Source organism: Sphingomonas sp. Marseille-Q8236 (assembly GCF_965112005.1).
Window position 1 is genome coordinate 1444602 of sequence record NZ_CBCOPO010000001.1, and the last position, 20032, is coordinate 1464633.

Below are 20032 nucleotides of genomic sequence, written 5' to 3' on the forward strand. Positions count from 1 at the left end.
CGGGCGAGCATGATAACTTCATGACAAGGCTGGCCAATATCGCCGGTCATGCCAATGGGAGAGGATCATGCGCAACGCCGACCGTCGGACCGTCATCGCGGGATTGGGAGCGGGCCTGGCGCTTGCCGCGGGCAATGCCTGCGCCGCGCCGCGCGGGCGCAAGATCGGCTATGCGATCGTCGGCCTGGGCAGCTACGCCGAACTGATCATGTCCAAATTCGCCGAGTGCGACCATGCCCGGCTGACCGCGCTGGTCAGCGGGACGCCCGATAAGCTGAAGCGTTTCGGCGAGAAATATGGCGTGCCCGAAAGCCACCGCTACAGCTACCGCACGTTCGACAGCATTCGCGACAATCCGGACGTCGATGTCGTCTATGTGATCCTGCCCAATGCGATGCACGCCGAATATACGGTGCGCGCGGCCCAGGCGGGCAAGCATGTGATGTGCGAAAAGCCGATGGCGGTATCGGTCGCCGAATGCCGGACGATGATCGAGGCGTGTCGCAAGGCGGGGCGCAAGCTGATGATCGGATACCGGTCCCGGTTCGAGCCGCACAACCGGCTGGCGATCGACCTGGCGCAAAAGGGCTTTGTCGGGCCGACCCGGATCATCACCGCCGATCACGGCTTCAACGCGCGGCCCGATCAGTGGCGGCTGGACCGGGCGCTGTCGGGCGGGGGGTCGCTGATGGACATCGGCATCTACAGCCTGAACGCCGTCCGCTACCTGACCGGTGAGGAACCGGTCGAGGTCAGCGCGATCGAGGCGACCGACCGCAACGACCCGCGCTTTCGCACCGTCGAGGACCGGATCAGCTTCTTGCTGCGCTTTCCCTCGGGCATCGAGACGACCTGCGTGTCGAGCTATAGTTCGAACCACAATATGTACCGGGTGACGGGGACCGAAGGCTGGATCGAGCTGGAGCCCGCCACGTCCTATGAGGGGCAGAGAATGTGGATCCGCCGCGACGGCCGGACTGAGGAGCGGCAAGTGCCCGCGGGCAAGGGGCAGCATGCCGGGCAGCTCGACCATCTGGCCGAATGTATCCTGAACGACACCCGGCCGCTGGTGGCGGGCGAGGAGGGGCTGGCGGATATGCGGGTGATCGAGGCGATCTATCGCTCCGCGCGCGAAGGACGGCGGATCAGCCTGGCCTGATCCTCGCCCGGTGCCGGGCGGGCTATGCGGGCTTCGGCAGCATCCGCTCGACCAGCAGCACGCCCAGTGCCGCCAGAGCGAGGCAGGCGGCCAGGAACAGCATCGGCGCGCCATCGCTGCCCGTCCGGTCGCGGATCGCGGGCACGATCGCCTGGGCGATGAAGCCGCCCAGATTGCCGACCGAGTTGATCGCGGCGAAGCCCGCGGCGGCGCGGGCGCCCGACAGGAAGCGTGGCGGCAGGGTCCAGAAGGCGGGTTGGCCCGAGAAAATCGCGGCGGCCCCCAGGCTGAGGCAGGCGAAGCGCAAGGGGATCGAGCTGACCATCACGCTCGCGACCAAGAGGACGGCCCCCGCCAGCGCCGGTCCGACGGCATGAAAGACCGGATTGCGGAACCGCGCGGCATGGTGCGGCACCGCCCATAAGGCGATCGCGACCAGCGTCCAGGGAATGATGCCGAGCAGCCCGTTGACCGTGTTCGACACCCCGAACCCCCGCACGATCGTCGGCAACCAATAGCTGAGCCCATAAGCCGCCAGTGGAAAGCCGATATAGACGAGGCAGAGCAGCAGCACGCGCGGATCGCGCAGCACCGACAGGGTGCCGCCATGCGCCGATTCCGCCTGTCCCGTCGCCAGTTCGGCGGCCAGCCAGTCCTTTTGCGGCCGGGTCAGCCAAGCCGCGACCTCGGGCGTGCGCGGCAGGGCGAAGAGCACGATCGGGGCGAGTGCCACGGCGGGCAGGCCGGTCGCCAGGAACACCCATTGCCATCCCGCCAGCCCGAGCGTGCCGTCCTGGTCGAGCAACAGCCCGCCGACCGCGCCGCCCACCGCATTGGCCACCGCGCTCGCCAGCATGAACAGGCCGACCGCCCGTGCGCGGTAACGGACCGGGAACCACAGGGTCAGGACATAGAGGACGCCGGGAAAGAACCCCGCCTCCGCCACGCCCAGCAGGAAGCGCAGCAGGTAGAAGATCGTGGCGTTGGGGGTAAAGGCCAGCAGCACGGTCACCACGCCCCAGCTCGCGATGATCCGCGCGAACCAGCGATGCGCGCCGACCCGGTGGAGCAGGATGTTGCTCGGCACCTCGAACAGGAAATAGCCGATGAAGAACAGCGACGCGCCCAGGCCGAACGCCGCCTCGCTCAACCCCAACGCGTCCACCATCTGCAGCTTGGCATAGGAGATGTTCTGCCGATCGATATAGGCGACTAGATACAGCAGGCCGAGCAGCGGCATCAGCCGCCACGTCACCCGGCGGACCGTCGCCTGTTCCAGATCGCTCATGCCCACTCCCATATCTGTTTTTCCTCGTGCTACAGATTCTTGAGGCCGGGGGCGAGCCGCGATCCTGTCGAAAGGGCGGTGCATCGCGATGTTCGATCGTCTATCACGGGTTAACCCCGTGGCCGATTGGGCGGTGCGGCGTGAAGGACGGTCGATCCCCGCATGGCCCTGGTTTCCAGCTTTCGCGACAGCCTGTTGGGCGCTGGGCCGTGCGGTGCGTTGATCGCGCGGCGGGACTGGTCGCAGGGGACGCCTGGCCCCTTGGAGGGGTGGAGCGCCTCGCTGCGCGCCGCGACGCTGCTCGTGCTGCGATCGCCCGTCGCCATGGTGCTGCTATGGGGTGAAGAGGGCGTCATGCTGTACAATGACGCCTATGCCAGGATGGCGAGGGGGCGGCATCCCGATGCGCTGGGGACGCCGGTGCGGCGGGCCTGGCCCGAAGCGGTCGAGTTCAACGATCATGTGATGCGCACCGGATTGGCCGGCGATACGCTCAGCTTTCGGGACCGGCCCTTCACGCTCTATCGCGACGGCGTCGCCGAACGGGTCTGGCTGAATCTGGATTACTCGCCGGTGATCGACGACGACGGCCGGCCGGGGGGCGTACTGTGCGTTCTGGCGGAGATGACCGACCAGGTCGCGGCGCAGACGGCGCTGGTCGACAGCGAAACCCATTTCCGGCTGATGGTCGATGCGGTGCCGCAGATCATATGGATCGCGGACGCCGATGGCCGGATGGAATTCCTCAACCGGCGCTTCTCCGATTATACCGGGGCGCCCTTCGAATCGCTGACGCCGGCCGAGATCGCGGCGGCCCATATCCACCCCGATGACGCGCCGCACGTCGTCGCCTCGTTCCAGGCGGCACGCGACAGTGGCGGCGTCCACAAATGCCAGCACCGCATCCGTTCGGCATCGGGCGAGTATCGCTGGTTCCTCGACCGGGCGCATCCCTATCGCGACCCGGCGAGCGGCCGGATCGTCCGCTGGTTCGGCTCGTCGGTCGACATTCACGACCGCAAGCTTGCCGAGGATCAGCTTCACGCGCTGAACATGACGTTGGAACAGCGGGTGGCGGAGCGGACCGCCGAGCGCAACATGCTGGCGACGATGGTCGAGAATACCGACATCATGGTGATGGCGGTCGATATGAAGTTCGACATTCTGGGCCTGAACCTCGCCAATGCCAATGAGTTCGAGCGCGTCTTCGGCGTGCGTCCGAAGACCGGCGACAATATGCTCGATCTGCTCGCCGACCGGCCCGGCCTGCGCGAGGAGGTGCGTGCGGGCTGGATGCGCGGGATGCAGGGGGAGCATGTCAGCTTCGTCGACGAATTCGGCGACCCGGACCGTACCCGTCGCTCCTATTCGATCAGCTTCCATCCCCTGTTCGACGAGGAGGGCAGGCAGGTCGGCGTCTATCAATTCGTCGCCGACGTCACCGAGCGGTTGCGCGGCGAGGCGCAACTGGCCGAAGCGCAGGCCGCCTTGCGTCAGGCACAGAAGATGGAGGCGATGGGCCAACTGACCGGTGGCGTCGCCCATGACTTCAACAATCTGCTGACCCCGATCGTCGGCACGCTCGACCTGTTGCAGCACAAGGGGCTGGGCGGGGAGCGCGAACAGCGGCTGATCGCGGGGGCGGCCCAGTCGGCGGAGCGGGCGCGGTTGCTGGTCCAGCGGCTGCTCGCCTTTGCCCGTCGCCAGCCGCTGCAATTGATCGCGGTCGATCTGGCGGAGCTGGTCGCCGGGATGGGCGAGCTTGTCGCCAGCACCACCGGCCCGCAGATCGCGGTCGAGGTCGATGTCGAACCCGGCCTGCCGCCCGCCGATGCGGATCCCAACCAGCTCGAAATGGCGCTGCTCAACCTGGCGGTGAATGCGCGCGATGCGATGGCGGAGGGCGGTCGGCTGCGCATCGCGCTTCGCCAGCAGCGGGTGGGGGCGGAACTGGGCCTGCCGGTGGCGGAGGGCGACTATATCCGCCTGTCGGTCACCGATACGGGTGCCGGCATGGACGCGGCCACGCTGGCCCGCGCGGTGGAGCCGTTCTTTTCGACCAAGGGGGTTGGCAAGGGAACCGGGCTGGGCCTGTCGATGGTGCATGGCCTGGCGCTGCAACTGGGCGGCGCGCTCGCCATCGATAGCGAGCCGGGGCAGGGGACCGAAGTGGCGCTGTTCCTGCCGGTCAGCGGATTGGCGCGGCATGAGGGCGTGGCGGACATCCCCTGTGCGGGGCCGACCCGGCGTAGCGGGCGTGCGCTTCTGGTCGATGACGAGGAACTGGTGCGCCATACCACCGCCGACATGCTCGCCGATCTCGGCTATGACGTGGTCGAGGCGGCGTCGGGCGAGGAGGCGATCGCGTTGCTCGATGAAGGGGTGGCATTCGACCTGCTGGTGACCGACCATCTGATGCCCGGTCTGTCGGGCACCGAACTCGCCCGTCTGGTCCAGGCGCGACGGCCCGGCGTGGCGATCCTGCTGGTGTCGGGCTATGCCGAGACGGACGGCGTCGCGCCGTCGCTGGCCCGCCTGACCAAGCCGTTCCGGAAGCGCGAACTGGCCGAACGGCTGGCGCAGGTTACCGCAGCGGCAGAGAGCCTGATCACGGTCTGATGTCTCAACATGGGGGGGATGGCGGGCGCTCTGGCCTCAGCATAGCGTCGATGCCCGCAACGGCTCGTGGTGGACGAAGCCGAAATAGCCCGTGACGAGCGGCACCCCGGCGACCAGCAAGACGAGGCCCAACAGCATGGCGAAGAGTCCGGCCGACATGAAAAGCCTCCCATGACGTTGATCCATGAGCGCGTCGGGCGGGGCGGGCGTTTCCCGCTCATGATCCAGGTCAGTGTGTTCAAGCGATTGTAAGAAAAGGATTATAGGAACCGGGATTACGGGGTCGGGTTGGGATGGGATGCGGATTCACCATCTCAATTGCGGTACAGACTGCCCGCTGGGCGGTGCGTTGTTCGACGGGCGAAGCCGGGGATTGCTCGGCCATCTCGTCTGCCACTGTCTGTTGATCGAGACCGAGGCGAGCGGACTGGTGCTGGTCGATACCGGCTATGGCCTGCGCGACGTCGCCCATCCGCATCGCCGACCCGATCCGCGTATTCCCGTGCCCTGGCGCGCGATGCTCAACATCCGCCTGCGCGAGGAGGAGACGGCGGTCCGCCAGATCGAGGCGATGGGATATCGGCGCGACGATGTGCGCCATATCGTCCTGACCCATCTCGACTTCGATCATGCCGGCGGGCTGGAGGATTTCCCGAATGCGACGGTGCATGTGATGCGCCGCGAATTCGACGATGCGGCGGGCCCCCATGCCGGGGTCGTCGCGCGCAATCGCTGGCGCGCACCGCAATGGGACGAGGTCGCGCGGTGGCAATTGCACAGCGCGGGAGGGCAAGGCTGGTTCGGGTTCGACGCGGTGCGCGACCTGGCCGGCCTGCCACCGGAAATCCTGCTGGTTCCGCTACCGGGTCACACCTGGGGCCATGCGGGCGTCGCGATCCGGCAGGCCGGCGGCCGCTGGTTGCTCCATGCGGGGGATGCCTATTTCTACCGGGGCGAGATGCGCACGGCGAAGCGCCGCTGCACGCCGGGCCTGCGCGCCTATCAGCGATTGATGGAGGTCGATGCGACCGCCCGCCTGTCCAATCAGAGGCGGCTGCGCGCGCTGTCGATCGAGCGGCGGGACGAAGTGGCGATCACCTGCGCCCATGATCCGGTCGAATGGGAACGCTGTCGCGACGGCGATCCGCTCTAGCACTGGCCTTGGCGGGCACGGCGCGGCAGGGTGCCGCATCGTCCCGTCGAAAGGGTAGGGCCATGAACCACCATTGCGTCGCCATCGTCCCCACCAGCGATATGGATGACAGCACCGCCTTCTACCGGCTGCTCGGTTTTGAGGTCGCGGCGGACTTCGGTGCGTATCGCATCCTGGAGGACGGACGCGGCTGGCACCTGCATCTGAACCACATGCCCGGCTGGCCTGCGCAAGTGGAGAACAATCCGTTCGGCCTGTATCTCTATGTCGAGGACGTCGATGCGGTCGCCGACCGGGTGCGCGACCGGATCATCGAGCCCGACGCGCCGCAAGCCAAGCCCTGGGGCACCTATGAATTCGCGGTGAGCGATCCCAGCGGGGTTTTGGTACGGATCGGACGGATCATCCGATAGGAGCCCTTGCCCCAGGTCGATCGGCCCCTAGTGGAGCTTGGCGATCGACAGCCCGTCTTCCTTGGCGCGGGCCTTGACCGATTCCTCGCTGCGGGTCAGCGCCTTGGCGATCGCCTTCAGCGCCATGCCCTTTTTGACAAGCGTGTGGAGTTTCTGAATCTCGTCGGGCCGCCAGGGCTGGCGGTGTCTCTCGAAACGTTCGGCCATATCCGTAGCATAGCGGGGTTCGGCGGCCCTGACCATGGCGGCCGGGCGCATGATGGCTCGCTTACAAATGCGTCATGGAGCGCGACTCGGCTTGCCTTCGCATTGCGGCGCAGCGAAGCAGGCATCACCGGGAGACTATATATCATGCGAGTATGTCTATGCGTCTTTATGCCCTGCTGTGCTGTGTCGCGTCGTCCGCAATAGCCTTTCCGGCACTGGCCCAGACGCGTGGCGTTCCCACGCCCGATACGGACCAGACCAAGGCGAGCGACGACACCAGCGACATCGTGGTGACCGCCAAGCGGCTCGACACCGCGCGCGCGCATATCCAGCCGAGCCTGGGCGCGTCGAATTACGAGATCACCAGCGACACGATCAAGGCGCTGCCCGGCGGCGAGAACCAGCAGTTCAACCAGATCCTGCTCCAGGCCCCCGGCGTCGTACAGGACGGGTTCGGCCAGTTCCACGTCCGCGACGACCATAACGGCCTGCAATATCGCATCAACGGCACCATCCTGCCCGAGGGGCTGGCGGTGTTCGGCCAGACCCTGTCGCCGCGCCTGGTCGACAAGGTCAACATCCTGACCGGCGCGTTGCCTGCGCAATATGGCCTGCGCACCGCGGGCGTGATCGACATCACCACCAAGAGCGGGCTGTTCGACAATGGCGGCACCGCCTCCATTTATGGCGGCAGCCACAACACCATCCAGCCGAGCCTGACCTATGGCGGCTCCTCGGGCAGCACCAACTATTTCGTCTCGGGCGATTATCGGCATAGCGGGCTGGGCATCGAGAGCGTCGATGGCCGGTCCAACCCGGTCCATGACGATACCGATCAGTATCAGGGCTTTGCCTATGTCGATCATATCCTCGATGATCAGAACCGGGTGTCGTTCGTCGGCGGTTATTCCAACCAGTGGTTCCGGATTCCCAACCCCGTGGGCCAACAGCCGAGCGGGACGTGGACCGTGGGCGGGCAGAGCGCTTTCCCCAGCGAGAAGCTGAACGAGACGCAGCTGGAGAAGACCGGTTTCGGCCAGGTCGCGTTCCTGCACGATGCCGAGCCCTTCACCGTGCAGGCGTCGCTGTTCGCGCGCTATTCCTCGCTGCGCTATCGACCCGATGTGCTCGGCGAGTTGCTCTATAATGGGCAGGCACAGCAGGCCTATAAGCAGGACTTCGCGATCGGCGGACAGGTTGATGCCGTCTATCATCTGGGCGATGCGCACACGCTGCGCGGCGGGTTGCTGGTGACGCGCGACCGTTCGACCAGCGATACGACGACCAACGTCTTCCCGGTCGATGCAGGCGGCAACCAGGCGGGCGAGCCCATCGCGATCGTCGACAATAGCGGCAAGACCGCGACCAGCTTCAGTGCCTATCTTCAGGACGAGTGGAAGCTGTTGCCCAAGCTGACCCTCAACTATGGCGGGCGCTACGACCTCTATAACGGCTATCGGCGCGAGGGGCAGTTGTCGCCGCGCGTCAATCTGGTGTGGCAGCCGGACGGGGTCTATACGCTGCATGCGGGCTATTCGCGCTATTTCGTGCCGCCGCCCTTCGAACTGGTCGGCAATACCAGCATCGGTAAGTTCATCGGGACCAGCGCCTATCCGTCCGTCACGGCCAATGACGTGCCCTATGCCGAGCGGCAGGATTATTTCGACGCCGGGTTCCAGGCCCGGCTCAGCCGCTATTTCACCTATGGCATCGACGCCTATTACCGCATCTCGAGGAACCTGATCGACGAGGGGCAGTTCGGCGCGCCCATCATCCTGACCCCGTTCAACTATCGTCAAGGACGTATCGGCGGGATCGAGGCGAATATGAGCTATGCGCGCGGTGGCCTGCTCGCCTATGCCAATTTCGCGGCGGCCAAGGCCAAGGGGCGCAACATCGTCTCCAGCCAGTTCAGCTTCGGCCAGGACGATCTGGACTATATCGCGCGGCATTACATCTATCTGGATCACGACCAGACGTTCACCGGTTCGGCGGGTCTGTCCTATGCCTTTGGTCAGGGGACCAAGCTGGGCGGCAGCATGATCTACGGCTCGGGGCTGCGGCGGGACGACGACGTCCACTCCATCCCCAACGGGGCCAAGCTGTCACCCTATGCGCAGTTCAACCTGACCGCGAGCCAGCATCTTGCGGGGCCGAACATCGACATACGCTTCGATGTCATCAACCTGTTCGACCATGACTATGAAATCCGCGATGGAAGCGGCGTGGGCGTCGGCGCGCCGCAATATGGTCCGCGTCGCGGCTTCTTCGTCGGCGTATCCAAGTCGTTCTGATCGGGTCATCCTTCTCCTCCTCCTTTCCGGGGGAGTAGGATGGCGAAACCCGTCACACCGTCCCCGGCCATCGCCGGGGTGGTGGGGTCGACCTTCGCCACGGACCGTCCGGAGGGATAGGCAGAGTGTCTTACCCGATCCCGTCTTCATCCGTTCCGGCACACTCGCGCGGCAGGGTGGCAGCGCCAGCATGACGTTTGGCTGAAATCGGTGAAATCCCGGGCCGGGTCCCGGCCGGATCGGATCGTTTGTTTCGCTATCGGGTTGGGAGCGCGGTCGTCGATGGGCGATGACGGGCGGTGGGCATTGCCACGGCTTCCGCCTCTCGCCTATCGCGCGCGATGTCGAAAGGGGCCAGCCCGGCCCGCAGGGGGATGAAGCCGATGGTGACGCTGGCAACGGGCACGACCTGGGCGATTGCGGGACTGTCGACCGCGGGCGTGATCGCGCGGCCGATGCGCTGGCCCGAATGGATCTGGGCGGTGGCGGGGGCGGCGTTGCTGATCCTGCTCGGCCTCATGCCATGGGACGCGGCGGGGCAGGCCGTTGCCAAGGGGCTCGACGTCTATCTCTTCCTGATCGGCATGATGCTGCTCAGCGAGACCGCGCGCGAACATGGCGCGTTCGACTGGATCGCGGCAACGGCGGTCAACATGGCGGGGCGGTCGCGGGCCAGGCTGTTCGCCTTGGTCTATGCGACCGGCGTCGTCGTCACGACCTTCATGTCCAACGACGCCACCGCCGTTGTCCTGACGCCCGCCGTCTTCGTCGCGGCGAAGAAGGCCAAGGCCGATCCGCTGCCCCTGCTGTTCGCCTGCGCGCTGATCGCCAATGCCGCCAGCTTCGTATTGCCCATCTCCAACCCCGCCAATCTTGTCCTCTATGGCGGGCACATGCCGCCGCTGGGGGCGTGGATGAAGGCCTTCGCACTGCCCTCGATCGCGTCGATCTCGGTCACCTACGCGGTGCTGCGCTGGACGCAGCGGGCCCGGATCGCGGGGAATTGCGAGGCCGATGTGGTGCGCGACGCCCTGTCGACCGGGGGCAAGCTGGCGATGGCGGGAATTATGCTGACAGCGCTGCTGCTCCTGACCATGTCGGCGCTGGACGTGGAACTGGGCCTGCCCACCGCGCTGGCGGGGATTGCGACGGCGGTGATCGTCTCGCTGCTCGCGGGTCGATCGCCTGTGACGCTGGCCAAGTCGGTGTCCTGGGGCGTGCTGCCGCTGGTCGCCGGGTTGTTCATACTGGTCGAGGCGCTGGACCGGACGGGCGTGATCGCCTGGGTCGCGCGGGGGCTTCGCACCATGCTGACCGATCCGACGCGTGCGGCGGCGGTGTCGGGCACGATCCTCGCCTTTGTCAGCAATGCGATGAACAACCTGCCCGCAGGCCTGGTCGCCAGCAGCGCCATCGCGCAGGCGCAGCCGCCCCAGATCGTCACCGACGCGCTGCTGATCGGCGTGGACCTTGGCCCCAACCTGTCGGTCACGGGGTCGCTGGCGACGATATTGTGGCTTCAGGCGATCCGGCGCGAAGGAGAGGATGTGAGTTTCCTCGCCTTCCTCAAGGTTGGGGCGGTGGCGATGCCGTTGGCGCTGCTGGCGGCGTTGGGGATCCGGTTGGCGATCGGATAACACTTCCAAACCTCGCTCCATGGGAACGGAGGTTGGGCTTACAGCGCGTCCAGATCGATCGGCCCGTTCTTGTCCAGCCACTGCCCCGCAGGCGGCAACGGGTATTTCAGCCCGGTGGCGCAATTGAACAGTACCACCCGCTCATCCTCATCGACCAGATTGTCGCGTACCGCCTGATGATAGGCGGCCAGCGTCGCGCCCCCCTCGGGACAGAGCAGCAATCCGTCGCGCCGGGCGCAATCCTCCACCGCCTTCAGGATCGCCGGGTCGCCGACCGCCAGCGCGGCCCCGCCCGACTCGCGCACCGCCCGGAGGATCAGGAAGTCGCCCACCGCCTTGGGTACGCGGATGCCCGCCGCCACGGTCGCGGCATCCTCCCAGCGCTCGGCATGCTCCTCGCCCGCTTCATAGGCGCGGACGATAGGCGCACAGCCGCTCGCCTGCACCGCATACATGCGCGGGCGTTTCGAGCCGATCCAGCCCAGCCGTTCCATCTCGTCGAACGCCTTCCACATGCCGATCAGGCCGGTGCCGCCGCCGGTGGGGTAGAAGATCGCATCGGGCAATTCCCAGCCCATCTGCGCGGCCAGTTCCAGGCCCATCGTCTTCTTGCCCTCGATCCGATAGGGCTCCTTCAGCGTCGAGAAGTCGAACCAGCGCCCCTCAGCCGCGCCGCGCCCGACGATCGCGCCGCATTCGTCGATCTGGCCATTGACCCGCCACACGCGGGCGCCCTGCGCGGCGATTTCGCGGACATTCACCTCGGGCGTTTCCTCGGGACAGAGGATGACGGTCTCGATTCCGCACCGCGCGGCATAGGCGGCCAGCGCCGCGCCCGCATTGCCGTTGGTCGGCATGGCGATCCGCGTCACGCCCAGTTCGCGCGCCATCGCCACCGCCATGACCAGTCCGCGCGCCTTGAACGATCCGGTCGGCAGCCGCCCCTCATCCTTGACCAGCACCGACGCGCCGCCCGAACGGGGGATGGGGACCAACGGCGTCTCGATCTCGCCCAGCGACACGATGCTTTCGGTTCGCCGCACGGAGAGCAGTTCGCGCCACCGCCACAAATCGGTCTGACGCGCGGCGATCGCGTCGCGGGAGACGGCCCGGCCCAGCGCCTCCAGATCGTACCGTACCAGCAGCGGTCGTCCCGCACGCGACAGGCCGTGAAGCCGGTCCGCCTCATAGCGTTCGCCGGTCAGCGAGCATTCCAGATGGGTGACGAAGGTCGGGCGGTCTTCGATAAGGTTGCGATTCATGGGACCAGCCTATCGGCCACGATCGCCGGACGCCATAACCTTGCGATCGCGGCCGAAAATCAACCGGGCGTCGCCGCCGACCCGGCCAGCAGGCCGCCATCGATGTTGAACTCCGCACCGGTCACATAGGTCGCCTCGTCCGAGGCGAGCATGACCGCGATTGCCGCGACCTCATCCGCATCGCCGAAGCGCTTGAGCGGCGTGTCGGCGACCAGGGCCGCCATCCGCGCATCGCGTTCCGCGCCTTCACCCAGCATCGGCTCCCAGATCGGCGTCAATATGGCGGCCGGGTGGACCGAGTTGCAGCGAATCGTCCATCCCTGTTGTGCACAGTAAAGCGCGACCGTCTTGCTATGGTTGCGGATCGCCGCCTTGGACGAGGCATAGGCCGCTGCCCCCGGAATACCGACCAGGCCCGAGCGCGACGAGATATTGATGATCGCGCCCGTTCCCTTCGTCTTCATCGCGCCGATCGCATAGCGGCATCCCAGAAAGGTGCCGTCCAAATTGACCCGGTGTACCGCGCGCCAATCCTCCAGGCTCGCATGTTCCGGGTCGTGGGCGACGGGGCCATGCTCGAACCCGGTGATCCCGGCATTGTTCACGACGACATCGGCGACGGGTATGATCCTGGCCAGCCGGGTCCAGTCCGCTTCCTCGGTGACGTCGAGCGGTTCGAACCGGCATCCCATCGCCGCGGCGGCGTGCGATCCCGTTTCGCTGTCGCGGTCGGTCAGGATGACGGTCGCGCCCTCCTCGTGAAAGCGGCGGGCGATGGCATGGCCGATTCCGCGGCCTGCGCCGGTGACGACGCACGTCTTGTTCTGCAAACGTGGCATAAGTTTCTCGAAAACATTGGGGGCAGGGGAGGCGGTTCGTACCGCCGTGATGACCTGTGCCGCGTCAGCGGTGCCGCTGGACCATGTCGAGAACTCCGGGTTTCGGGTGCGGTGCTTCTACCACCGGTGGGGCATGGAATCATCCCCCCGTGCCTGCCCCCTCACCAGGCCCGCCATCTGCCGATCGTGGACGCGCGACAGCGTCGACACCGCCGTTACCGCGCCGATCAGGCACATCAGCATATCCCATTGCGTATCCCAGGGATCACCCTGCGTCCCCAGAAACTCATCCGCTCCCTGACCCAGTGCCATGGCGGCCCCGAACTCGATCAGTTCATAGGTCGCGCTGACCGCCAGGCAGCAGGCGAGGACCAAGAGGGTCAGCATCCCGCCCTTCGTCAAGCCGCCGCGCCGGACCAGCCATTCGCGAAACACGATCGCGGGCACGAAGCCCTGCGCGAAATGGCCGAGCCGATCATAGGGATTGCGCGCCAGATGCAGCCAGTCCTGCACCCAGCCTCCGGCGGGAACCCGCGCATAGCTGTACGCGCCGCCCAGCATCAGGATCAGCCCATGCACCCCGATCAGCAGCATTGCCAGCTCGGTCAGCGGAAAGTGCCGCCGCCACGCCCAGAGCAGAGGCAGTGCGATCAGCACAGGCGCGATCTCCATCCACCATGTCGCCCGGTCGAAGGGGTGGCATCCCGATGCGATCAGCCCGATTGTCCAGGCCGCGCTCAACAACGCCAGTCGTCTCGTTCCCCGCTCCATCACCGGCACGATAATGGCCTGACGCCCCCCGCAAGCGCAACCAGGCCGATTGCCGCCGCCGCGCCGGGATGCGAAGGACGTTGCCCAGCAAAGGAAGGCCCGCCATGATCATACGCAGCGACGAGTTCCAGGATGTCGAGGTGCCCGGATCGGGCACGATGCGGATGCATATCTTCCGCCCCGCGATCGAGGGGCGCTTTCCCGGCGTCATGCTGTTTTCCGAAATCTATCAGGTGACCGCGCCGATCCGGCGGCTGGCGGCGATGCTGGCGGGACAGGGCTATGTCGTGGCGGTGCCCGAGGTCTATCATGAATATGAACCGGCGGGCACGGTGCTGGCCTATGACAAGCCGGGCACGGATCGCGGCAACGACCTGAAATTCACCAAGCCGGTTGCGGCCTATGACGCGGATGCGGCGGCGGGGCTGGGCGCGCTGGCGGCGCATCCGGCCTGCAATGGGCGGCTCGGGACGTTCGGCGTGTGCCTGGGCGGGCATCTGGCCTATCGCGCCGCGCTCGACCCGCGCGTGTCGGCGGCGGCCTGTTTCTATGCGACCGACATCCATTCGGGCACGCTGGGCGAAGGGCGTTCGGACGACAGCTTGGCGCGGATGGCCGAATTGAAGGCGGAGACGATGTTCGTCTGGGGGCGGCAGGATCCGCACGTCCCCTATGCCGGGCGTGAGACGATCCGTGCGCGGCTGGAAGAGGTCGGCGCTTCGTACGAATGGCATGAGGTGGCGGGGCAGCACGCCTTTCTGCGCGATGAGGGGCCGCGTTACGATCCGGCCCTGTTTCTCCAGGCCATGGGCTGGACGCTGGCGCTCTATGCCCGTGCGCTTCGATAGGGCGGAAATATCGGGTCCGTAACGAAAAAATCGTTTCGGGTCCGCGATCGCTTGCGGAAGTTTTAACGAGTTGTGACCGATATGGGCAGGCAAGAGACCTGCCCAGACATGCCATTCCCCTCCCTCCCGCGCCGTCGCTCCGGCCCTTCGCGTTCGATCCTTTTCGATTCGCGTGGGGCGACGATCGTCGAGTTCGCGCTCGTCGCGACGCCGTTCATCGCGCTGCTGCTCGCGATCATGCAGGCCAGCCTGGCCTATCTGGCGCAGGAGGCGCTGGAGAGCGCGGTCGAGGTCGCGGCGCGCAGCGTCATCACCGGCCAGGCCCAGGCCGGCGACATACAGGGCAGCGGCACTGGCATGACCCAGGCCCAGCTCGCCGAGCGCTTCCGTCGGAACGGATGCGCCGCGCTGCCCTCGTTCATGTCCTGCGCCCGGCTTTACGTCGATGTGAAGAGTGCCGCGACCGGCACCGCACTGGGCAGCAATGCCATGTCGCTGACCTTCGATGCGAATGGAAAGCCGACCAACAGCTTTTCCTATGATCTGGGCGAGCAAGGGGCGCTGGTCATGGTCCGCTTCATCTATCTCTGGCCGATGCGAGTCGCGCCGAACGCCGACCTGACCGGCAAGGGCAGTGGGCAGACCGTCCTGATGGCGACCTCGGTCTCCAAGTCCGAGGCCTATACGTGATCCGGGGCCTGTCGCGCCGCGTCGCGGCCATGCGCGACCGGCGCGGGGTCGCGATGGTCGAGTTCGCGCTGACCCTGCCGGTGATGCTGGTTCTGTATCTGGGCGGGGTTCAGCTTCAGGACGGGATCGCCTGCAACCGCAAGGTGACGATCGCCACCCGTGCGGCCAGCGACCTGATCTCGCAGAACACCACCAGCCAGATTTCTGCGCGCGAGGTCGACGACAATCTGAAACTCGCGACGCAGGTGCTGCTGCCCTATGCCGCGAGCGGGGCGACGGTCCGCGTCACCCAGGTCGGGACGGTCGACGGCCGGACGAGCGTGATGTGGAGCCGGGGCCTGAACATCGCGCCCTATGCCCGCGGCAGTGCGATCACCATTCCGCCCGAAATGCGACTGAACGGCACCTATTTCCTGTTTGCCGAAGTCACTTATGCCTACCGCCCGCCCAATTCCTTCGGGGCGATCGGGCCGCTGGCGCTCAAGGATTCGCTTTACATGATCCCCCGCAACACCGACCAGATCAATTGTCCGGACTGTCTGTGACCATGGCCATTACCCGGAGCTTTTCGCTCCGTACCATGCTCCGCCAGCGTCGTGGCAACGTCATGATGATGTTCGCGCTGGCACTGGCGCCGCTGACATGCTCGATCGGCATGGGGGTCGATTACGCCCGCGCCATGAAGTCGCAGACCAAGCTGAATGCCATTGCCGACGCCGCCGCCCTGCTGGCGGTCAGCAAGAGCGCGATGCAGGCGGATGACGGCTATGCGGCCTATGTCGCCCGGCAGTTCTTCGTGCTGCAATCGGCGTCCCTGATCAGGTCCAGCGGGATCACGCTGTTCAACCTGACGATCCAGGCCCCCACCGACGCCAGTGGCCGCCGGACCGCGACGGTCAGCTATCGCGCGACATCGAGCAACGTCTTTGCCCGCGTCATGGGGCTGAACAACCTGACCATTTCGGGCAAGTCGGCGACGACCAACGCGACCGCGCCGGATATCGACTTCTACATGCTGCTCGACGTGTCCAACTCGATGGCGCTGCCCACCACCACCGCCGGATTGGCCAAGGTCGCGGCCAGCAATTCGAGCGGTTGCCAATTCGCCTGTCATACGGTCACCGGCACGCCGATGGGGCGGGACAGGAACGGCAATATGACGGACCTGTACGGCGTCGCCAAATCCTATGGCCTGCCCCTGCGTATCGATGAGGAGGGACGCGCGGTGTCCAAGCTTGCCGCGAACGCCACCAGCACGTCGAGCAAGAATGGCGCCGACTATCGGATCGCGATCGCGACCTTCCGCGGACAGGGTGCGTTCTCCATTCTTCAGCGGCGAACCGACAGAATGGCCGATGCGGCGCAGACCACGCAGGACCTGGTCCCCTATCAATTCTACAAGAACGGGTGCCCCACCTCGGCCTGCAAGACGACCGATCCGGGTTATGGGGACAATGACACGGCGGTGAGCGACGCCATGGAACAGATGAACAGCCAGTTGATCACCGACCCCGGCACCGGGATCAACAGAAATGCGCCGCAGGCGGTGATGTTCATCGTCACCGACGGGGTGCGCGACGAACGCCGGACCAACAACCAGCCGGAGGTCGTGATCGACACCGCCAAATGCGACATGATCAAGGCGCGCGGCGTTCGTATCGCGGTGCTCTATACGGAATATCTGCCGGAATCGCTGACCGGTAACCGGTTCGGGCAATCGGCGGTCGCGCCCTATCTCTACAAGGTCGAACCGGCGCTGAAGGCCTGCGCCTCCGCCGGCCTCTATACCAAGGTCACGACCGACCAGGACATATACAGCGCTCTCGACGCGCTGTTCCAGAATGCGGTGGCGACCGCGCGCATCACCAACTGACGCGCGCGGGGCGGGGGGTCACCCCGCCAGCGCCTCCGCCTGTTCGGCCAGTTCCAGCCAACGCATCTCGGCCGCGTCCTTTTCCTCGCGCGCTTTTTCGATCGCCTTCATCAACCGGTCGAACTGGGCGGGGTCCTTGGCATAGAGGTCGGGGTCGGCGAGCTTCGCCTCGTCGCGTGCAATTCCCGACTCCAGTTCCTCGATCCGCTTGGGCAGCAGTTCGTAGTCGCGCTGGTCCTTGTAGCTCAGCTTGGTCTTGGCCTGTGCGGGGGCGGCGGGGGAGGGGGCGGCCTTGGCCGGGGCCTTCTTCGCTTCCGTCGGCTGTTTGCGCTTGGCGACCCAATCGGCATAGCCGCCAGCCACCACATCGACCGTGCCCGACCCGTCGAGCCCCAGCGTCACCGTCACCGTGCGGTCGAGGAAGTCGCGGTCGTGGCTGACGATCAGGACGGTGCCGTCATAGTCGCCGATCACCTCCTGAAGCAGGTCGAGCGTCTCCAGGTCGAGATCGTTGGTCGGCTCGTCGAGCACCAGCAGATTGGATTCGCGGGCGAATTCGCGGGCGAGCAGCAGACGCGACCGCTCGCCGCCCGACAGCGTCCCGATCTTCGCCTCGGCCAGCGAGGGGTCGAACAGAAACTCCTTGAGATAGCCGTGGATATGCTTGCGGACCCCGCGCACGTCGATCCAGTCGCCGCCGTCTGCCAGCACCTCGCGCACCCGCTTTTCCGGGGCCATCAGCTTGCGCTGCTGGTCGATGATGACGCCGTCCAGCGTCTTGGCGAGGAAGACCGTGCCTTCGTCCGGCTCGATCTCGCCGGTCAGCAGCTTGAGCAGCGTCGTCTTGCCCGCGCCGTTTGCGCCGACCAGGCCGATCCGGTCGCCGCGCGTCACCTTCAGGCTCAGGTCCTTGATGATCGTGCGGTCGCCATAGCGCTTGGTGACATGCTCGGCCTTGATGACCTCCTTGGTCTTCACATCGTCCGACGCGATGCCCAGCTTCGCCGCGCCCTGCGGCCCGATCATCGCGGCGCGGGTGGCGCGCATCTGGTGCAGCTTTTCCAGACGGCCCTGGTTGCGCTTGCGCCGCGCGGTGACGCCCCGGTGGAGCCAATGCTCTTCGATCTTGAGCTTGGCGTCGAGCTTCTCGGCGGCGCGCTGTTCCTCGGCATAGACCTGTTCGGTCCAGGCGTCGAAGCCGCCGAAACCCACCTCGTTGCGCCGCATCTGGCCGCGGTCGAGCCAGAGCGTCGATTTGGTGAGGCGGGTCAGGAAGGTGCGGTCATGGCTGATGACGACGAACGCGCCGGTGAAGCGCTTTAGCCAGTCCTCCAGCCATTCGATCGCGGCGAGGTCGAGATGGTTGGTCGGCTCGTCGAGCAGCAGCACGTCGGGGTTCATCGCCAGCGCGCGCACGATCGCGGCGCGCCGCTTCTCGCCGCCGCTGGCGGTCGCGGCCTCGCGGGCCAGGTCGATGCCCAGCTGTCCGGCGATCGCCTCCGCCTCATAGCTTTCCGGCGCCCCCTCGCCCGACAGGACATAGTCCATCAGCGTGGCGCAGCCGGTCAGGTCGGGGTCTTGCTCGAGATAAACGACATGGGTGCCGGGCACGATCATACGCCGCCCTTCGTCCGAATCGATGATCCCGGCGATCAGCTTCAGGAGCGTCGATTTGCCCGCCCCGTTACGCCCGATCAGCGCCAGCCGGTCGCGCGGACCGATATGGATGTCGAGATGCCGGAAGAGCCAGCCCGAGCCTTGAACAAGGCCCAGGTCTTCGTAGGAAAGAACGGGTGCTGCCATGATGGCATTGCAGTTAGGGGCGCGGGGGGAACCGGGCAAGCGCCTCGCGCGCTGTCGCGCCGCTGTATGATCCATTCAGAGGCTGTTCAACGGTTGCCCGCTATGCCAGTTTCATGTCGATGACCGTCCTTTTGGCTCTGCTTGCCGCACCAATGGGTTCGCCGCCGATGGTCGAGCCTTTGATGGGAATGGCCCCCGATCAGCGTCGCGGTGACCAGATGCGTGCGTTCCAGGCGCGCCGGGAAGGCAATTTGTCGTTACGTGAAATCGAACAGCGGGTCGTGCCCACTATGCGCGATTCGCAATATATCGGTTTCGACTATGATGCGAGCGCGCAGATTTACACGCTCAAATTCCTGCGCAATGGAACGGTCATCTGGGTGGAAGTGGACGGGCGTACCGGCAAGGTCATCGGCCGGACCGACGGCTGACCGCCGCCGCTTCCGCCAAAGGGGAATGATAGGAGTTTTGCGATGCGCGTTCTGATCGTCGAGGACGAGCCCAATCTCGGCCAGCAGTTGAAGTCCACCCTGGAGGGGGCGGGCTATGCCATCGACCTTGCCACCGATGGCGAGGAGGGGCATTTCCTGGGCTCGACCGAGAGTTACGATGCGATCGTCCTCGACCTGGGTCTGCCCGAAATCGACGGGCTGACGGTGCTCGACCGGTGGCGCAAGGAGGGCAAGACCACGCCGGTCCTCGTCCTGACCGCGCGCGACAGCTGGTCGGACAAGGTCGCCGGGCTGGATGCTGGGGCCGATGATTATGTCGCCAAGCCGTTCCAGACCGAGGAACTGATCGCCCGCCTCCGCGCGCTGATCCGCCGCGCCAGCGGCAATGCCTCGTCCGAGCTGACGGCGGGCGATGTCCGCCTCGACACGCGTTCGGGCAAGGTCACCCGCGCGGGCGAGCCGGTGAAGCTGACCGCGCAGGAATATAAGCTGCTCTCCTATCTGCTCCATCACAAGGGCAAGGTGGTCAGCCGTACCGAGCTGATCGAGCATATCTACGACCAGGATTTCGACCGGGATTCGAACACGATCGAGGTGTTCGTGACGCGTATTCGCAAGAAGCTGGGCCAGGATGTGATCACGACTATCCGGGGCCTGGGGTACAGCCTGGACGATCCGGCAGCGGGCGGCGCGGCAGGCGCAGTGGCCTGAAGGCCAGTTCCTC

The 20032-nt window shown here is 66.0% G+C and carries 19 protein-coding genes; 12 read left to right on the top strand and 7 right to left on the bottom strand.

The window, feature by feature from the left end:
* The first annotated feature begins 67 nt into the window (after positions 1-67).
* A complete protein-coding gene (locus ACWPWT_RS06910) occupies positions 68-1159 on the top strand; it encodes a Gfo/Idh/MocA family protein (RefSeq protein WP_454279088.1) in 1092 nt (363 codons plus the stop codon).
* Between the two features lie 22 nt (positions 1160-1181).
* Here the strand turns inward: ACWPWT_RS06910 and ACWPWT_RS06915 are convergent, their stop codons facing one another.
* Positions 1182-2447, bottom strand: coding sequence for an MFS transporter (locus ACWPWT_RS06915; RefSeq protein ID WP_454279089.1), 1266 nt, complete (start codon positions 2445-2447; stop codon positions 1182-1184).
* A 162-nt stretch (positions 2448-2609) separates the two neighbouring features.
* Here ACWPWT_RS06915 and ACWPWT_RS06920 point away from each other — a divergent pair, with 162 nt between their 5' ends.
* Positions 2610-5066: a PAS domain-containing protein gene (locus ACWPWT_RS06920; protein ID WP_454279090.1), complete on the top strand. Its 2457-nt coding sequence runs from the start codon at positions 2610-2612 to the stop codon at positions 5064-5066.
* Positions 5067-5102: 36 nt separating this feature from the next.
* Here the strand turns inward: ACWPWT_RS06920 and ACWPWT_RS06925 are convergent, their stop codons facing one another.
* On the bottom strand, positions 5103-5225 hold the full coding sequence (locus ACWPWT_RS06925; RefSeq protein ID WP_454279091.1) for a hypothetical protein: 123 nt from the start codon (positions 5223-5225) through the stop codon (positions 5103-5105).
* Between the two features lie 139 nt (positions 5226-5364).
* Between ACWPWT_RS06925 and ACWPWT_RS06930 the strand changes: the two genes are divergently transcribed.
* Both ACWPWT_RS06930 and ACWPWT_RS06935 read left to right on the top strand, forming a co-directional pair.
* On the top strand, positions 5365-6219 hold the full coding sequence (locus ACWPWT_RS06930) for an MBL fold metallo-hydrolase (RefSeq protein WP_261268763.1): 855 nt from the start codon (positions 5365-5367) through the stop codon (positions 6217-6219).
* 62 nt (positions 6220-6281) lie between these two features.
* Complete coding sequence (locus ACWPWT_RS06935; protein WP_454279092.1) at positions 6282-6632, top strand: VOC family protein; 351 nt, start codon at positions 6282-6284, stop codon at positions 6630-6632.
* Positions 6633-6659: 27 nt separating this feature from the next.
* Here the strand turns inward: ACWPWT_RS06935 and ACWPWT_RS06940 are convergent, their stop codons facing one another.
* Positions 6660-6839 (bottom strand): hypothetical protein, encoded by a 180-nt coding sequence (locus ACWPWT_RS06940; protein ID WP_454279896.1) that lies wholly within the window; start codon positions 6837-6839, stop codon positions 6660-6662.
* 158 nt (positions 6840-6997) lie between these two features.
* Here ACWPWT_RS06940 and ACWPWT_RS06945 point away from each other — a divergent pair, with 158 nt between their 5' ends.
* Both ACWPWT_RS06945 and ACWPWT_RS06950 read left to right on the top strand, forming a co-directional pair.
* Positions 6998-9133 carry a TonB-dependent receptor gene (locus tag ACWPWT_RS06945; RefSeq protein ID WP_454279093.1) on the top strand — a complete coding sequence of 712 codons (2136 nt, stop codon included), beginning with the start codon at positions 6998-7000 and terminating at the stop codon, positions 9131-9133.
* Positions 9134-9519: 386 nt separating this feature from the next.
* Entirely contained in the window at positions 9520-10770 is a 1251-nt protein-coding gene (locus ACWPWT_RS06950; RefSeq protein ID WP_454279897.1) for an arsenic transporter, read from the top strand.
* A 38-nt stretch (positions 10771-10808) separates the two neighbouring features.
* Here the strand turns inward: ACWPWT_RS06950 and ACWPWT_RS06955 are convergent, their stop codons facing one another.
* The 3 genes from ACWPWT_RS06955 to ACWPWT_RS06965 form a co-directional block, all read right to left on the bottom strand.
* Positions 10809-12032, bottom strand: coding sequence for a threonine synthase (locus tag ACWPWT_RS06955; protein ID WP_454279094.1), 1224 nt, complete (start codon positions 12030-12032; stop codon positions 10809-10811).
* Between the two features lie 59 nt (positions 12033-12091).
* Entirely contained in the window at positions 12092-12871 is a 780-nt protein-coding gene (locus tag ACWPWT_RS06960; protein WP_454279095.1) for an SDR family oxidoreductase, read from the bottom strand.
* Between the two features lie 117 nt (positions 12872-12988).
* Positions 12989-13642 (bottom strand): DUF2238 domain-containing protein, encoded by a 654-nt coding sequence (locus ACWPWT_RS06965; RefSeq protein ID WP_454279898.1) that lies wholly within the window; start codon positions 13640-13642, stop codon positions 12989-12991.
* A gap of 104 nt (positions 13643-13746) precedes the next feature.
* Here ACWPWT_RS06965 and ACWPWT_RS06970 point away from each other — a divergent pair, with 104 nt between their 5' ends.
* The 4 genes from ACWPWT_RS06970 to ACWPWT_RS06985 all read left to right on the top strand — a co-directional run bounded on the left by ACWPWT_RS06970 (position 13747) and on the right by ACWPWT_RS06985 (position 17053).
* Positions 13747-14490 carry a dienelactone hydrolase family protein gene (locus tag ACWPWT_RS06970; protein WP_454279096.1) on the top strand — a complete coding sequence of 248 codons (744 nt, stop codon included), beginning with the start codon at positions 13747-13749 and terminating at the stop codon, positions 14488-14490.
* Positions 14491-14598: 108 nt separating this feature from the next.
* A complete protein-coding gene (locus tag ACWPWT_RS06975) occupies positions 14599-15180 on the top strand; it encodes a TadE/TadG family type IV pilus assembly protein (RefSeq protein ID WP_454279097.1) in 582 nt (193 codons plus the stop codon).
* On the top strand, positions 15177-15725 hold the full coding sequence (locus ACWPWT_RS06980) for a TadE/TadG family type IV pilus assembly protein (RefSeq protein WP_454279098.1): 549 nt from the start codon (positions 15177-15179) through the stop codon (positions 15723-15725). Before ACWPWT_RS06975 ends, ACWPWT_RS06980 begins: the two co-directional genes overlap by 4 nt.
* A gap of 2 nt (positions 15726-15727) precedes the next feature.
* Positions 15728-17053 (top strand): TadE/TadG family type IV pilus assembly protein, encoded by a 1326-nt coding sequence (locus tag ACWPWT_RS06985; RefSeq protein ID WP_454279899.1) that lies wholly within the window; start codon positions 15728-15730, stop codon positions 17051-17053.
* A gap of 18 nt (positions 17054-17071) precedes the next feature.
* Here the strand turns inward: ACWPWT_RS06985 and ACWPWT_RS06990 are convergent, their stop codons facing one another.
* Positions 17072-18856, bottom strand: a complete 1785-nt coding sequence (locus tag ACWPWT_RS06990) for an ABC-F family ATP-binding cassette domain-containing protein (RefSeq protein ID WP_454279099.1) — start codon at positions 18854-18856, stop codon at positions 17072-17074.
* A 113-nt stretch (positions 18857-18969) separates the two neighbouring features.
* Here ACWPWT_RS06990 and ACWPWT_RS06995 point away from each other — a divergent pair, with 113 nt between their 5' ends.
* Positions 18970-19287, top strand: coding sequence for a hypothetical protein (locus ACWPWT_RS06995; protein WP_261268774.1), 318 nt, complete (start codon positions 18970-18972; stop codon positions 19285-19287).
* Between the two features lie 42 nt (positions 19288-19329).
* Complete coding sequence (locus ACWPWT_RS07000) at positions 19330-20019, top strand: response regulator transcription factor (RefSeq protein ID WP_261268775.1); 690 nt, start codon at positions 19330-19332, stop codon at positions 20017-20019.
* Positions 20020-20032 lie beyond the last annotated feature (13 nt).